Origin of the sequence: Telmatocola sphagniphila, assembly GCF_018398935.1 — a bacterium.
Lineage (GTDB): Bacteria > Planctomycetota > Planctomycetia > Gemmatales > Gemmataceae > Telmatocola > Telmatocola sphagniphila.
Genome location: NZ_CP074694.1, coordinates 894,338 through 909,301, shown reverse-complemented (window position 1 = coordinate 909,301; position 14,964 = coordinate 894,338). Strand labels below are relative to the sequence as shown.

The following is a 14,964-nucleotide window of genomic DNA, read 5'->3' as shown; positions in this document are numbered from 1 at the left end:
TCTCAGTCACTTCCGTCCTGCATGGCCCAGAGAAAGAAACAGGCGACTGAACGATAGGGCCGCCATGGTTCGGCCAATTCGATCATTTGCTTTTTCTTGGGGAGTTCCGTCAATTCAAAGAGTTTCTGGAATCCTTTCTGAATTCCCAAATCCGCCACGGGCAGGACATCCATCCGGCCTAGCGAGAACATCATGAACATCTCGACTGTCCATGGGCCGATTCCCGGAATCGGCAGCAGCGATTCCATAATCTGTTCGTCTGTCAGCCGAGGCAATCGCTTGAAAAATCGCGGATCCTCAATCACCTTCTCGGATAAGGCCTTGAGATAGCGAACCTTACCTCGGGACAAACCGCAAGCTCGCAAATCGTCTTCCGGTGCCTGGAAGATTACTTCCGGATCGAATTTTTTACCGCCGCAGTAGGCCATCACTTTGCGGGAAATGGATTTGGCCGCCAAAGTGGAAATCTGCTGGGAGATAATCGAGGAGCAGAGAACTTGATAGCCACCCGGTCGCAGCTTGATCTTGCAGCCGCCACGAGATTTAATGTGCCGGTGAAAAAGCGGATGAGCCCCGGAAAGGTGTTTTTCGGCCGCCTTCACATGGTGGTGAAATTTCACTGGCTCATTCTCCGAATTAAATTCCGAACGTGGAGAATCAGCAGTACGACGATAATCGCGCCGATGCCAATCGAGATATATCGCAACATTTTCCGGTCGTCGTTGGCCGCTTTTTCCTCGTCTGCCTTCTTCACTTCGGCCTGGGCTTGAAGGGATTGATGAAGTGCCTGACGATGCTCCATCAACAGGGAACTGGTGTAATTGCGGGGGGCATCGACGGACTCATCAAAGATTTTAACGGCCGTATCGTGCTCCCCGCGAAAATTGAAGACTTCTCCCATCAACCAGTAAAGTCGAGTATCGGTCGGATTATTCAACATCATCCACTGCAAGGCCGACAGGGCATCCGCCGGGATTTTGGATTTATCCGTTTCAGGTATAGGCTGCGCCGGATAGTCCGGAGAAGACTTCCAGTTGATCACTTGCACATCGGATTTATCGCGCGGATTGCGATAAGGAAACAATTCATCCGGAGCATCGAAAACGCGGATCGCTCTGGACTTCGTTTCATCGCGGCGAAGTCGGTACATCGGCAGAACGAATTCCTTCTCTACCTTGAGAATCCAGGCCCATTGCTCGGGTTTCAGACTTCCGAACTTTTTTGGAGGTGGATAATCGCGAAGAGCCGTCGATTCCGCTTCGAGCGCTTCGCGGTATTCTCCGCGCAGGTAGTGCACATGTGCCAGTTCCGACTGAACTAAAAAACCATCTTGAGCGCGGTTGCGCGAGGCATTCAGAAGCACGTTCAAGGCTTCGTCGATCTTGTTCAAGCGAATCAGTGCGGCGGCATAAGTCGAAATCTCTTCGGGACCCAGGCGATTGACATCCCCTTTTTTGAAGTTGGCAACCTGCTCTTCCAACTGCTTGCGTAATTTCTCCCCGGCGGGCGCCGGCACGGCCAGCCATTCTCCCATGAGTAGTTTGAAATCAACAAACGCGAGCGGAAGTATCGCCCCCTTACTATCGCTGACGAAGGGGAAAGGATCGGTCGTTGAAAATACACCGCCATGAGCCACCGAGGCCGCCAGACCGAGCCAGAGAACCGACAGGATTTTTTTCATGGGACCGTGTTTAAAGAGGATTATTTACGGGCTTCCATCTGGCAGGTGATGATTGAGGAAATCCCGCCTCGCGGCGTCCAGCGACTCTCCACTTTACAGCGGATCGGGTTGCAGGCTTTCACGAAATCATCCAATAATTTGTTGGTGACGGCTTCGTAGAAGATGCCCTGCATCCGATATTTCTGAAGATAGAGCTTCAAAGATTTCAGCTCTACGCAGGCTGCCCCGGGCGTGTAGGTATAGGTAATAGTTCCGTAATCGGGTTGGCCCGTCTTCGGACACATGCTCGTGAATTCCGGGCAAACGATCTCAATAGTATACTCCCGGCCCGGACTGGGGTTCGGAAAGGTTTCCAATTCCTCGACGGAAGGTGCCTGTAGTTCGGCCATGCTGCATTTCTCGATGAACATTCCTTACGAATCTATTCTCTATTCATTTAATAGGCTGTTGATCGGCCCGCAAGCCGACTTTGCGATCCGGAGGAATAGTAGGAATGAAAAAGGCCGTAGTTCTACTCAGCGGTGGACTCGACAGCGCCACCACTCTGGCGATTGCCCAGGAGCAAGAGTATGCCGTCTATGCTCTTAGTGTCGATTACGGTCAACGTCACAAAGTGGAACTGCAACGGGCCGCCCAATTCGCGGAATCTCGCAAGGTCCATGAACATAAAACGGTGGCCATCGATCTGCGCACCTTTGGAGGCTCAGCTCTCACTGCGAACATCGACGTGCCTAAAAATCGCTCGTCCGATCAGATGTCCCATGGGATTCCCGTTACCTATGTGCCGGCCCGAAATACGATTCTACTCTCTCTTTGTCTAGGCTATGCGGAAACGGTCGGAGCCTACGACCTGTTCATTGGCGCCAACATTCTCGATTACTCCGGCTATCCCGACTGCCGGCCGGCTTTTCTCGAGGCGTTTGCGAACCTGGCGAATCTTGCCACCAAGGCGGGAGTCGAAGGCACGGCAAAATTTCAGGTGCATGCCCCACTCATTCAAATGACGAAAGCGGAAATTATCCGGAAAGGGATTGCGCTGGGAATTGATTATGCGCAGACTCTGAGCTGTTACGACCCGGATGAGAGCGGTCGATCCTGCGGCAAATGCGATTCGTGTTTATTGCGAGCGAAAGGTTTTGCGGAAGCGGGAGTGACCGATCCTACGACCTACAAAAGCTGAGGGGCGGAACTCGTTCCGCCCCTCGATGGCCTCGACTATTTCTTATCCTTGGAAGAATCCTTCGAATCTTCCTTATCCTTGAAGATCTTCTTCAGGTCATCGTCCAGCGTAGGCACTTGACCGTTGCGGTTGACCACTTTACCTTCGGTATCCAGCACGAATACGTGTGGCAAAACGAAGATCCCGTACTGAGTGGCCATCGGGCTATCCGTACCGGCGGCTCCGTTGGCTCCTTGCGAATAAAGGTGCGTACCGGAAACCGTATGCTTCTGGAGGAACTTCAGAGCCTCTTGAGGCGTGTTGTCCAGGTTCACGCAGACCAGTTCTACGCGATTCGCCTGGCTGCTGATCAGCGTTTTGATCTTGGCGAAATCGGACACGCACTGTTCATTCCAGCTGGCCCAGTAGTAAACCACCACGGCCTTGCCCTTCAGCGTCTTGATGTCGAAGGGATTGCCAGCGCCCAAAGTCTGCCCGGTTAAAGCGAATTCCTTGCCTTCCAGGCTGAGGCGATCAATCGCGCCCTGGGCTTTGGGCGCCATGGCGTGCTTGTCGAAATTCTTGACCAGTCGGCTGTACCAGTTCTTGGCTTCCACTTCCTTGCCCATGAATTCGTTGAGCATGCCCAACTGAATCAAGGCGTCGGGGGTATCTTCCGCAGTGTTATACGTGGTCACGAATTTGGTCAGGCTGTCGCGCCATTCTTCCTGCAGCTTACCCATTTCCGAGGTCTTGGTCTCGTTCAGCTTACGGGAGTAGTTGGCCGAGAGAACGCGGTAGGCCACGTAAGCGGCGGTGTTGCTGCTGGCCGACTCTTTATCCACAACGCCCTGCCATTGAACCAAGCGATCGTAGGCGCTCTTCTGTTTGGGATCGCTTTGAACCGCGGCGTTCAGGCAATCGGCAATTTGGCGGATCCATTGATCGCGAGCCGTGCCCTTGACCAGCGGAACGATCTTTTCGAGAATCAGGGCGCGGTCGAAGTTGTACTGAGCGATCTTATCGACACTTTCGCCCTGCTTGGGAGCTTTGGCATCGAGTTCCTTGAGCTTATCCAGGAACGGTTTGGCTTCATCGGGAAGATCGATGTTCGCCGAGCCGTTGCTCGCCACTTCACTAGTGCCGCTCACGGGGGCATCGACCACGGAACCGGGGGTCGGGGCATCGATCAACTTCCAGGCGCGACCGACTTGGATCAGTTCACCCGTCTGCAACCAGTCATGTTTTTCGCCATCCTGGTAAAGAATCGTTCCCTGCTTGTGGTGGACCAGATCGACACGGGTCCCGAGCGAATCGGCCGGGACGGTTTGGGGCATCTTCGTTTCCAGGTGAATCCACTTCGCTTTTTCGGAAAGTGCTTTCATTCCCGAAATCGTCTTGGTGAATTTTGCCTGAGCGGCGGCAATGCTATTTTTGATGCGAATGACTTCCGCTTCAGGAAGCTGGAGCGTTTCCATGTCTTCCTTGCTCAGGAACAAGGCCTGCAACCGGGCGTAATCCTTAGCGACCACGGCGGCCAAAACTTCCTGGCTGACCTCTTCCGGGGAGATCACGATCCAGGTATCGATCTTACCGGTCTGCCGGCGATCCACACCCCACTTGGAGCCGTTGACGCCGAGCCAGCGGAACTGATCGGGAATCGCATCCGAATTAGAATCGATTTCCCGATATACTTCTTCGCCGTTGAGGTAGAAGGACCACAGGTGAAGTTTGTTATCCCCTTCGGTATCGAAAAACCGGCGGAGAATCTTGCCCTGAGGATCTTTCAATAACCAGCCGCTGGTCGATTTACCGTTGGCCAGTTTGTTGCCGCGGATGAGTTCGACCGTACACTTATCGACTTCGGCAGCCGTGGGCGTACTGATGGTCACATCCTGCTTGGGTTTGATACTTAAGATGTCTGCAGGCGAAGGGCCTGCACCGTAAGCCAGGGTGCTGGTGATTAGCAAAGCAGCGAGGCTCAACAACCGCAAATTCCACCGAGCCATGCAAGAATCCTTCCTTTCGAAGTCGGCGTGGGGCAACTCTCGAGCGTTGGGTTGACGCTTCCCGAGAACGGCCCGGCCCCCTAAAAATCAACATCGGTATCATCGGCATTCTGGTTGTAACGGGTTGATTAGGAAAAGACGGGTGTAGTAATTGCTATCGTTATAATCCGGAAAGTTTCGCCAGCTTCCCAGAACCGCCATTCGCTCAAAACCCGAATTTGCCACCTTGCTTGACTGACCTACCAGCAGGGGTATAATCACTCTTATGCATGGTATAGGATGAATGCATCGGCCCGGATGGGACCAAAGACTAGAAAATAGGTGGCTTGTAAAGTCGGGAGCGACTTTGCGGGTCATGCGGATTCGTTTTCGTCCCGCCTGATTTCTTTCGAACTGTTCCACATCCGGAAATTGTGAACCTGGTCCCATACTTAGTTTGGACTATTCCCGATTGCCCAGGGCAAAGGTGAAGACTTGGCTGCTGATTGGGTTGCACTCACGAAGCAAATCAAGGAAGCGAACGACATCGTATCTGTCGTCGGTTCCTATTTGTCTTTGCAACCTCGCGGCGGCCGCTACGTGGCCATTTGCCCATTTCATTCCGATACCCGTCCTTCGCTCGATGTCGATTCCAACCGGCAACGTTATAAATGCTGGGCGTGCGGAGCCTTCGGCGATGTATTCAAGTTTGTGATGCTGCAGGAGAAGGTGGACTTCAAGGAAGCTCGCGCTCTTCTAGCTCGCAAAGCGGGAATCTCGCTGGAAGAAGACGCGAAGCTGGACCATCATCGCATTCGCATGCAGGAGTGCCTGCGCTGGGCCCAGCAACAATACGAACAACTGCTTTTCGACGGGGAAGAGGCGGAGGCCGCCCGCGTATATTTGGGCGAGCGACGGTTGAATGGATCGACGGTTCGCAGTTTCGGTCTGGGGTTCGCTCCTGGCTATGGTGACTGGATCGTCCGGCGTTCCCGCACTGCCCAGATCGATGCCAAGACGCTGGTGGACGTTGGCCTGATAGCGCAAAGAAACGACGGGAATGGATTTTACGATCGATTCCGAGATCGCATAATATTCCCAATACGCGATGCGCGCGGGCAAACGGTGGGATTTGGCGGCCGCATTTTACCCAGTTCTCCCAACCCGAACAATTTACCGAAGTATTATAACTCTACAGAGACGGCACTTTTTAACAAAAGTGAACTTCTCTTTGGGTTGGATACAGCTCGGCATGTCGCGGCTAAGACTGGCACCATTGCTATCGTGGAAGGTTACACGGATGTCATGATGGCCCACCAGTTCGGCATTGGCAACGTCGTGGCTACGATGGGAACCGCACTGAATACCAGACACCTGACTCAACTTCGCCGGTATTTGCCGAAGGAAGTGAAAGTCATCCTGGTTTTCGATGCGGATGCCGGTGGGAAGACTGGTATCGATCGTGCTCTGGAAATCTTCGTCGGAAACGACCTGGAGCTCCTGATCGCGACTTTACCCGAATCCCTGGATCCGTGCGATCTGCTGATTCAACCGGGTGGTCGTGAAGCATTTGAGCGCGTCCTGGCCGAGGCCATCGACGCGCTCGATTTCAAAATGAACGAATTGCTCAAAGTGGAAACTTTTTCCACCGTGGAAGGCAAGCGTCGAATAGCGGATACACTGTTGAGAATCATGGTGGCGGCACCGGAGACTTCCGAGACGTCCATCCGCATGAAACAGGACTTGATCGTTCACCGCATCAGCCAGCGACTGGGTCTGATGGTGGACACCCTGCGGTCCCGACTGCAGGAACTTCGCGAGCAGAAGAAAACGACGAACCGACCTCGCGAGACGACGGACAGATACCATGAGGAAGAGGCCAAGTCCATACGAGTGGCCCCGGCTCCTCCCCTGGAAATAGAATTACTGGAAATACTGCTGGCGGACGCGAGTTTGATTCCCGACGCCAGAATAACAATACATCCGGACGACGTAGATCATCCGGGTTTGAAGAAGCTCTTAGCGTGCCTGTATCGACTACACGATGAGGGATTACCGGCCGATGAAGATGGGCTGCGGCTCTACATCGATAATCCCGCTCTGATCGATCGCGCGCTGGACTTGCAGGAAGTCGGAAAATCCAACCCTGATACAGGAGGATGGCTGAAAAGGATTTCAGCGGAATTCGCCGCTCGCAAGAACGAACGAATTTCCAGAGACATCAAGGAGCAGATACATTCGGCCCAGGATGAAACTGCTGCAATGGAACTGCTTCGCAAACTGCAAACTCGTTCCGCGGTAATTGGTTCGGCCGAACCTTCGACTGCGGAGACCACTTGATTCACCACCGGGACGTATCGTTGACGACACCGGCCGGAGACGGTTGCATGGAACTCAAAATGGACGACAGCTTAAAAGCACTCATCGAACTCGGGAAGCGCAATAACTACCTGACCTGGGATCAGGTTAACGCCCAAATTCCCCCCGATACGATCGAACCCGAACGCCTCGACAAGATACTCGAAATGCTGGAACAAGCCGGCATCAGTATCATCGAAGACGATCAGGTCGAAGAACTGGGTATCACCCCGGTCCTGAGCGAGGAAGATCTTTCCCGCGAAGCCGAATTAACGGTTTTCGAGGAAGGGGATGGTAAAGGGACGGACGATCCGGTTCGGATGTACCTGACGCAGATGGGCGAAATTCCCCTGCTCTCCCGCAACCAGGAACTGAACCTCGCCAAGAAAATTGAAGTCACGCGCCGTCGCTTCCGCCGCAAGGTGCTCGAATGCGATTTTGCACTTCGCAATGTCGTCGATACACTCAAGCGCGTTCACACCGGCGAACTGCCATTCGACCGAACCGTCAAAGTCTCTCAGACGGAAAATCTCGAGAAGGAAAAAATCCTCGCTCGCATGCCGCACAACCTCAAGACTCTGGAACCGCTGATGTCCCAGAATCTCGAGGAATTCGAGAAGATGATCGAGAACAGCATCTCGGACGATCAGCGGGATGAAGTGCGTCGCCGAATTAAGGCTCGCCGTCGCAAGACCGTCACGCTGGTGGAAGAACTGAGCATTCGGACGCAGAAAATTCAGCCGCTGATGAAGAAGCTGGAACAGATCTGCCGTCGCATGCAGGAACTGGAATCCCAGCTCCAGGATCTCAAAAAGGAAAAATCCGCTCAGGTCGAAATTGAATCGTTGACGAAGGAAATGCACGAATTGATGCGGTTGACGCTCGAAGAGCCGGAAACCCTCAAACGCCGCGTCGAAGTGATGAACCAGCGATTCGACGAATACGAACAAGCGAAGAAAGAACTTTCCGGCGGCAACTTGCGACTGGTCGTCTCCATTGCGAAGAAATATCGCAACCGCGGTCTTAGTTTCCTGGATCTCATCCAGGAAGGCAACACCGGCCTGATGCGTGCCGTCGATAAATACGAATATCGCCGTGGTTATAAATTCTCGACTTACGCGACCTGGTGGATCCGGCAGGCGATCACCCGAGCCATCGCGGATCAGGCTCGTACGATCCGAATTCCGGTTCACATGATCGAGACCATGAGCAAGCTTCGCAACGTCTCCAAGAAGCTGGTTCAGCAGTTGGGCCGCGAACCGACGATCGAGGAAACGGCCGCCGAGGCGGGTATTTCCTGCGAAGAAACCAAGAGAGTTCTCAAGATTAGCCGGCACCCGATTTCCCTCGATCGGCCGGTGGGAGAAAGCGAAGACAGCTACTTCGGCGACTTCATCGAAGATCCGGGAGCGGAATCTCCCGTCAGTGCCGCGACTTCCGAAATGCTCAAGGACAAAATCGAGCATGTTCTGAAGACGCTAACCTACCGGGAGCGGGAAATCATCAAGCTCCGCTACGGGCTGGGGGATGGCTATACCTATACCCTGGAAGAGGTTGGGCGTATTTTCAAAGTGACCCGGGAACGCGTCCGGCAGATCGAAGCCAAAGCGGTTCGGAAGCTTCAGCACCCCGTGCGAAGCCGCCAACTGGAAGGTTTCGTGGACAATTCCCACAAGTAAAGATTGCAGGAATTGAACTCCCCTGTAGATCAATAGATATGGCAACAGAATTAGGAACACTACTTGCGGAGATACATCGTCTCCGCATTTTTATTCGCGACCTCCAGGCGGAGATAGAACGCGGGCCCCGCGTTCTAAAAGCCCATCAAACCAAGCTTCAGAAGCAAGAAGCAGGTTTGAAGCTTGCCCACGACGAGCTCAAAAAGCTTCAAGTCACCTTCAAAGAAAAAGAACTTTCGACCAAAACGGCTTATCAGCAACTGGCCCGCTACGAAACTCAGCTCAACGAAGCCAGCGAACAAAAACAGATGGATGCCCTCAGCCATCAAATAGCGCATACCAAGCAGACCATCGCGACCACAGAGGAAGAATCGATCCTCTTGATCAGCGAGATCGAGGAACGGCAGGCCAAAATCCCCGAATTGGACGCCGCACTGAAAAAGGCACAGGCGGATTTCATCACCTATCAGGCCGAAGGTAAGGATCGACTGGCCCGCTTGCAGGCCGATCTCAAAAAATCGACTGGCGAATTGACCGTGGAAGAGAAAAAACTCGATCCTCTCATTCGACCGCTCTACGACCGCTTGGTCAAAGCATTCAGCGCGGAATGCGTGGTCCCGCTGGAGAACAGTGCCTGTTCGTTCTGCCACACTTCTGTCACCCAGCAGTTCATTCACGATATTACGGCGGGGAAGTTTACGGTCTGCCCCAACTGCGGGCGAGGTCTCTACATCAAGTAAGCACTAGTTTTTCAAACTCCAACGTTCATCCCAGAGGCCGTTCAAGACGGTCTCTGTCTTCTTATCCATGCTGTTCCACTTCAGAACTCCGTAGTCCCCGATACGAGGATACAGCAAGGCATTGGTGCCCTCGAATTCCTTTTCGCCAAAAGTATGACCGCTATTGATCACCACGTAGCTCTTTCCCCGGGAGAGTGGGTTCGGATAGACCAGTACGGGGAGATGATCGGCACTGCTGAATTCCTGGCCGCCGATTTGAATTTTCTTGGCATCCCATTTCACCGGAAGTTTCTCAAGAATCTGACGAATGAGAGGATTGCTCTGCGGGTCGCCGAAAAGGATCAGGTTCTTTTCGAGATCGGCAGGGGATAAATCTTTCCCCAGTTTCTCCGGCAATTTGCCGCGCAGCTGCTTATCCCAATCCTTACCAAAATGCGCCAGAATCGACTTCACGGCGGTATCGGTCTCTGCCGAATAACCCGACTGACTGGGTCGAATACAGAGGAAGGGACTGGTAAAAGCATCGTCGATTGGGCCCTGATGATGAGCGGTCTTCCGTCCGGGATAGGGAAGATCCAATTCCCGCGATTTTTGTTCCCAGTCTTTACCTCGCTTCTCAAACCAGAGAGTCTTACCAGTAGTGATGGGAACTTCCCGTCCGTCGATCTTCACTTCCGAGATTTTGAAGGGGCAATCCGACAGCGGAATCTCGAAACTCGAGATATTCTCGGTCGTTATCGTGCAGACATTACCGCGTCGGCTCGCATGAATGCGGGCCTTTTTATAGTGCTCGTCCAAGCCCGTCAGGAAGATCCAACTCGAAGCTTTGGGATACTTCAGCGTATAGGTCACATAGTTGACTTCCTCGGGGTAGAGATCCTTCCCCTTCCCCGGTCCGATGTACTTTTCAAATTCCGATTCGATCCGACTCAGGAATTCTCCTTTGGGCGGAACGTGAGCCAGTTTCGGCGCGATGATATGGGTCATGGGAATATCGAGTTTCTTGAGAATGGCTTCGATATTATCGGCCGCCTTCTTCTGACCGTCGATCTCGCCACTGTAGGCGACCACGGGGATCATCCGGGCGTTCTCGGCATAGTTCACGGCATCATAGATCGTTAGAGTTTCCTCGATCGGGGACTGGTATTTATCATTTGGGTTTTTATCCGCGTAGCCGTGCGTGGTGGTGAAGCCGGCCCCTGGCTGCATGACGGCCCACAGTGAGGGGTAGTGCAAACCGAGATGCCAGGTTCCAGCGCCTCCCATACTGAAGCCTTTGAGGACAATCCGTTGCGGGTCGAAACATTCCTTCCGGCCGTAATGCGACTCACTCTTCAAAAAATCCTCTAAGGCTTCGAATACATCGGTTTCGCCCGACCAGCGATAGGCGTTGTTCCCCCGGCCATAAATCGAGATCTGAACATAGGCCTGATCTTTCGGGGTATTTTTCCCGTTCGCCAGCAGGTGTTTGACTTCGGTGAGCGTGGCATCGCGGCCGTGCAGCGAGATATCCAATCGCCATTTATGCTGCGGGTCTTTGCCGTATTCCGAGGGATAGCTGACCAGATAAGGCTGAATTGAGCCATCGATTTTGGAGATGTAACCGCGAGCCACGATTTTGCCGGCCGTTGGTAAGAATTCCTTCCCCGAAACCAGAGTTTCCTTCCAGAGTTTAAAACGTTTTAACCCCTCCTCGGCGACGGCGAGAGCCTGTTTGTCGCTATCCTTCACCAACCATTCGTTATGCCGGGTGATCCAGTCTAGAGCTTTGAGGTAGATGGCGACATCCGCGTAGCCGGTACGCCGTTCGCCGTTTTTCACGCTGGCGATCTCTTTGCGTAGTTCTTCACGCTTCGCTTCGATTTTCTTTAGTACAGTCTCGTCAACTTTCTGCGCGGGCGGTGCGGGGGCGAAAGTCGGTTGGCCGAAAGCCGGAGTAGTCATGCCGTAAAAGACTCCGCAGAAAAAAATGACGAGGAATTTCATATTTTCAGCTCTCGAAATCGCGTCAAATTCTTTTCTGGTTTTGCCGCGTTTGAATATAAAAACCATTTCCTTGAAGCTGGGTGAATCTAAAATGGCAATTGGACAACACCCGATCTTAAAGGAGTTATGGGTATGAAACTGTTTCACATTTTATTCGCTTTAGGGGCTCTTATGACAGGAATTTCCTCAGCCAACGCTTCGAATCCAGTCGTTGAGATGGAAACCACGTTGGGGAAAATTGAGATCGAACTTTTCGAAGACAAAGCCCCGATCACCGTCAAGAATTTTCTGAGCTACGTGAATGACAAGCACTATGACGGCTTGATTTTCCATCGCGTCATCAACGGTTTTATGATCCAGGGCGGTGGCATGGATAAGGATATGAAGGAAAAGAAGACCAAAGCGCCCATCAAGAACGAGTCTTCAAATGGCTTGAAAAACGATCGCGGCACCTTGGCGATGGCCCGCACCGGCGTTCCCGACAGCGCGACTTCGCAATTCTTCATTAACGTGAAAGATAACGATTTTCTGAACAAAGCCAACGCCCGGGATGGCGTGGGTTATGCGGTCTTCGGTCGTGTGATTAAGGGGATGGACGTCGTGGACAAGATTAAGGCAGTCGAAGTGGGCAACAAAGGCGGTAATGGCGACGTGCCCTTGACCCCCATTGTGATCAAATCGGTTAAAGTGGCCGGCCCCAGCTGAGACCGGTTTCACTCACTCGGTTCGATGATTGCGGTCATCGAACCTTTGCAGCGTTCGATGAGCGGATCCGGACCATAGGCATGAATCTGTTCCTGCTTGAGTTCCGCCCGTTCCAGAGAGGTCGTGCAAACAATAACGCGACCTTTTTTATCCACTTCTTCGGCCAGTAAAAACCCTTTTTCGATCGTGTAACCGAACAACTCCCGCAACATTTCGATCACGTAAGCATAGGAATGGTCGTCATCATTCAGAAGAATTACGTGGTAAGGGGGCTGCCTGCGTACCCGTACTTCCTCTTCCACTTCCAATTCTGGCAGAACGGTGGTGCCACTCATAAGTTTGCTTTCCACTTTCCTCAACTGAACGGTATCAACAAGCTCGCCGGTATGATGTGATTTTCGAAGCCGGCCTATTACTCATCATAGCTTTAATATTTCGTAGATGAGGCCGTAGTCACGTAATCCTTGTCAACTCGACCAAAACATACCAGTGCGATATCGTCAAATTGCGGATGACCCGCAGCATGCGTTTGTACCGCCTTAATCAGTAACGTTCCGATATCCTTGGCGGTAAGCGGACCGGCTGTAACGGTCGTCTGCTCGATAGTAGATTGTACACGTTCCGTGCCAAAACGCACGCCATTTGCGGGTTGGGCATCCTCAATTCCATCGGTAAACATGATGAAACTGTCCCCCTCCCCCAGAACGAATTTGTGTTCGGAATACTCGAATCCGGGCACCCAACCGATGGGAAAATCGCCTGTGTCCTTATCGAAGCACTTTTCGAGCTTCTGCTCGGCGTGCCGGTATATCCAGGGGGACAGATGCCCGGCGTTGACCATGGTAATTTCATTTTTCTCCGCATCGATCACCACGGCGGCCAGCGTTACATAACGATCCTCGAGATTGGCCTGCATCAACTGTTCGTTCAACTTGGTGATGGCCTGACCGACCGTCTTCTGGGTCAGGATGCAAACCCGCGCCTCGCCGCTCAATCGAGCCATGAGCAAGGCCGCCGGCACCCCTTTACCCGAAACGTCCCCGAGTAAGACGGCGACGCGACCATCATTCAATTCAATGAAATCGTAATAGTCCCCGCCCACGGTACGGGCTGCGAGATAATGAGCGTAGAAAGTGTAGCCCAGCAGTTTGGGGAATTTTTGCGGCAGGAAGCCGCGCTGAACTTTGGTGGCCGCTTTATTTTCTTCTTCCAGTTTCTGCTGTTTGACCAGCGATTCGTGCAGCCGGGCGTTCTCCAGAGAGACCGAGGCCTGGTTGGCCACGCAGACCAGAAGTTTCAGATCCTCTTGATTAAACTTCTTAGTTCGATCCTGGCTATCGAGTTGAATAACACCCAGGGGTTGGCCATCCTGGGTAGCCAGTGGAACGCACATGACCGAGCGAATGCGAAATTCCGCAATCGACTGAGCTAAACCCACATTGGCATCCGAAGAAGCGTCTTCGCTCAGATAAGACTGTAAGGATTCCAGGCATTTTCGAACGATCGTCCGGCTGAACCGATCACCACCCGGCATCGGCCGACGCGTTTTCATTACGACGGGAATGAGCTGATTATTGGTCTCATCCAGCTGAATGATGAAACAGCGGTCGGCCTGTCGAAAAATCGCGAAAAGTTCATCGGCGATCTGCGGCAGAAGGAGCTTGATGTCCAGCGTCTTGCTGAGGGCGGCACTAATGTGAAGAATGGCTCTCAGTTTCTCGGAAGGCTGGGTCTCCAAAAAGTTCGAGGCCAGCCCTCGATTGAGAGTCGCTTCGACCGTTGTACTGGAGAAATCTTCGTTGGCATTCAGATCGGTCGATTCATCGAATTTGCGGAGATCCTTGGGTAGTTCGAGTAAATTCGACTTAACGACCTGCTTGCTCTCATCGCGATAGCAGTAGAGAAAATCACAGATTTTTACGCCATCCCCGTCTTTTAATGGCGTGCGGCCTGCAATCTGCTTGTTGTTAACGAAAGTTTTATTGCGGCTGTTGAGGTCCTCGATGTGATGAGTGCCGCTTTCGTAGGAAATCTGAGCGTGCTTTCGGCTGACGGCGTTCAACGGAAGGACGATATCGCACTCTTCCGGGCTGCGGCCTAAGACCACCAAATCCTGGGCCAGGTTAACCCGCTCACCCTGATTTGTCCCATCGGGGGACTTGAGCAGTATCAAATAGGCCATGATCGACTCAAATACCGGTGAATTAATAGAGAATAAATAGATGGAGCTATCGTAACGCTTGAAGGCCTTATCTGCAACACGCTATTTCCGGGATTTGCCTAGAGTTCCCGACTATTATTTGCCTACCGAAGTTCCGAGAGTGAAGTATAATTTTGAGATACCTCCTGGGAAAGGTTTACCATGCATAATCGGTTAGAAAAGAGTAAGGTCGAAGTTGTGGGGCTTTTGGGTGTCGGTCTGGATGGTACGGACAATCAAAAGCGCATCACTCAATCGGAACAGTTTCTTCTGATCGGCGGTTCGGCGGAAACCCACGAACGCATGCAGGAAACGGCCATTCGGTTCGAGGAAGCCCTCGAAAAGCGCGGTAAGACACTTCGGGAAGCTGAACCCCAGGAAGTGATGGATCTTTTGCGCGATGCCCAGCGAAAGTAATTTTTTTGAAACTTAGCTCCCCTCCCCTCAGGTAATCCTATCTAGGAAGAA

At 52.7% G+C, this 14,964-nt stretch carries 13 protein-coding genes; 6 read left to right on the top strand and 7 right to left on the bottom strand.

Features of this window, described 5'->3' with window-relative positions:
* Positions 1-2: 2 nt before the first annotated feature.
* From KIH39_RS03895 to queF, 3 genes are read right to left on the bottom strand one after another with little or no spacing between them, the layout of a single operon-like run.
* A complete protein-coding gene (locus KIH39_RS03895; RefSeq protein WP_213497959.1) occupies positions 3-620 on the bottom strand; it encodes a DNA-3-methyladenine glycosylase family protein in 618 nt (205 codons plus the stop codon).
* Complete coding sequence (locus KIH39_RS03890) at positions 617-1,681, bottom strand: tetratricopeptide repeat protein (RefSeq protein ID WP_213497958.1); 1,065 nt, start codon at positions 1,679-1,681, stop codon at positions 617-619. Before KIH39_RS03890 ends, KIH39_RS03895 begins: the two co-directional genes overlap by 4 nt.
* A 20-nt stretch (positions 1,682-1,701) precedes the next feature.
* Positions 1,702-2,070 (bottom strand): preQ(1) synthase, encoded by a 369-nt coding sequence (gene queF, locus KIH39_RS03885; RefSeq protein ID WP_213497957.1) that lies wholly within the window; start codon positions 2,068-2,070, stop codon positions 1,702-1,704.
* 104 nt (positions 2,071-2,174) lie between these two features.
* Between queF and queC the strand changes: the two genes are divergently transcribed.
* Positions 2,175-2,861: a 7-cyano-7-deazaguanine synthase QueC gene (queC, locus tag KIH39_RS03880; RefSeq protein ID WP_213497956.1), complete on the top strand. Its 687-nt coding sequence runs from the start codon at positions 2,175-2,177 to the stop codon at positions 2,859-2,861.
* Between the two features lie 35 nt (positions 2,862-2,896).
* Here the strand turns inward: queC and KIH39_RS03875 are convergent, their stop codons facing one another.
* Positions 2,897-4,849 (bottom strand): TlpA disulfide reductase family protein, encoded by a 1,953-nt coding sequence (locus tag KIH39_RS03875; protein ID WP_213497955.1) that lies wholly within the window; start codon positions 4,847-4,849, stop codon positions 2,897-2,899.
* A 474-nt stretch (positions 4,850-5,323) separates the two neighbouring features.
* On the opposite strand from KIH39_RS03875, the gene dnaG reads away from it, so the two are divergent.
* The 3 genes from dnaG to KIH39_RS03860 are packed head-to-tail and all read left to right on the top strand — an operon-like array spanning position 5,324 to position 9,605.
* On the top strand, positions 5,324-7,168 hold the full coding sequence (gene dnaG, locus KIH39_RS03870) for a DNA primase (RefSeq protein WP_213497954.1): 1,845 nt from the start codon (positions 5,324-5,326) through the stop codon (positions 7,166-7,168).
* A 47-nt stretch (positions 7,169-7,215) separates the two neighbouring features.
* Entirely contained in the window at positions 7,216-8,865 is a 1,650-nt protein-coding gene (rpoD, locus tag KIH39_RS26925; RefSeq protein ID WP_213497953.1) for an RNA polymerase sigma factor RpoD, read from the top strand.
* A gap of 38 nt (positions 8,866-8,903) precedes the next feature.
* On the top strand, positions 8,904-9,605 hold the full coding sequence (locus KIH39_RS03860; RefSeq protein ID WP_213497952.1) for a zinc ribbon domain-containing protein: 702 nt from the start codon (positions 8,904-8,906) through the stop codon (positions 9,603-9,605).
* 3 nt (positions 9,606-9,608) lie between these two features.
* Here the strand turns inward: KIH39_RS03860 and KIH39_RS03855 are convergent, their stop codons facing one another.
* A complete protein-coding gene (locus KIH39_RS03855; protein WP_213497951.1) occupies positions 9,609-11,591 on the bottom strand; it encodes a hypothetical protein in 1,983 nt (660 codons plus the stop codon).
* 132 nt (positions 11,592-11,723) lie between these two features.
* Between KIH39_RS03855 and KIH39_RS03850 the strand changes: the two genes are divergently transcribed.
* A complete protein-coding gene (locus KIH39_RS03850; protein ID WP_213497950.1) occupies positions 11,724-12,296 on the top strand; it encodes a peptidylprolyl isomerase in 573 nt (190 codons plus the stop codon).
* A gap of 8 nt (positions 12,297-12,304) precedes the next feature.
* Here KIH39_RS03850 and KIH39_RS03845 read toward each other — a convergent pair whose 3' ends face one another.
* Together KIH39_RS03845 and KIH39_RS03840 are read right to left on the bottom strand one after the other, a co-directional pair.
* Positions 12,305-12,631: an ATP-dependent Clp protease adaptor ClpS gene (locus tag KIH39_RS03845; RefSeq protein WP_213497949.1), complete on the bottom strand. Its 327-nt coding sequence runs from the start codon at positions 12,629-12,631 to the stop codon at positions 12,305-12,307.
* Positions 12,632-12,723: 92 nt separating this feature from the next.
* Positions 12,724-14,478, bottom strand: coding sequence for a SpoIIE family protein phosphatase (locus KIH39_RS03840; protein WP_213497948.1), 1,755 nt, complete (start codon positions 14,476-14,478; stop codon positions 12,724-12,726).
* A 180-nt stretch (positions 14,479-14,658) separates the two neighbouring features.
* Between KIH39_RS03840 and KIH39_RS03835 the strand changes: the two genes are divergently transcribed.
* Entirely contained in the window at positions 14,659-14,913 is a 255-nt protein-coding gene (locus tag KIH39_RS03835) for a hypothetical protein (RefSeq protein WP_213497947.1), read from the top strand.
* The last annotated feature ends 51 nt before the right edge of the window (positions 14,914-14,964 follow it).

What these genes read in the sequence shown, in the direction of transcription:
- KIH39_RS03890 (WP_213497958.1), bottom strand. Translation starts at nt 1,681, where the DNA reads ATGAAAAAAATCCTGTCGGTTCTCTGGCTCGGTCTGGCGGCCTCGGTG.
- queF (WP_213497957.1), bottom strand. Translation starts at nt 2,070, where the DNA reads ATGGCCGAACTACAGGCACCTTCCGTCGAGGAATTGGAAACCTTTCCG.
- queC (WP_213497956.1), top strand. Translation starts at nt 2,175, where the DNA reads ATGAAAAAGGCCGTAGTTCTACTCAGCGGTGGACTCGACAGCGCCACC.
- KIH39_RS03875 (WP_213497955.1), bottom strand. Translation starts at nt 4,849, where the DNA reads ATGGCTCGGTGGAATTTGCGGTTGTTGAGCCTCGCTGCTTTGCTAATC.
- rpoD (WP_213497953.1), top strand. Translation starts at nt 7,216, where the DNA reads ATGGAACTCAAAATGGACGACAGCTTAAAAGCACTCATCGAACTCGGG.
- KIH39_RS03860 (WP_213497952.1), top strand. Translation starts at nt 8,904, where the DNA reads ATGGCAACAGAATTAGGAACACTACTTGCGGAGATACATCGTCTCCGC.
- KIH39_RS03855 (WP_213497951.1), bottom strand. Translation starts at nt 11,591, where the DNA reads ATGAAATTCCTCGTCATTTTTTTCTGCGGAGTCTTTTACGGCATGACT.
- KIH39_RS03850 (WP_213497950.1), top strand. Translation starts at nt 11,724, where the DNA reads ATGAAACTGTTTCACATTTTATTCGCTTTAGGGGCTCTTATGACAGGA.
- KIH39_RS03845 (WP_213497949.1), bottom strand. Translation starts at nt 12,631, where the DNA reads ATGAGTGGCACCACCGTTCTGCCAGAATTGGAAGTGGAAGAGGAAGTA.
- KIH39_RS03840 (WP_213497948.1), bottom strand. Translation starts at nt 14,478, where the DNA reads ATGGCCTATTTGATACTGCTCAAGTCCCCCGATGGGACAAATCAGGGT.
- KIH39_RS03835 (WP_213497947.1), top strand. Translation starts at nt 14,659, where the DNA reads ATGCATAATCGGTTAGAAAAGAGTAAGGTCGAAGTTGTGGGGCTTTTG.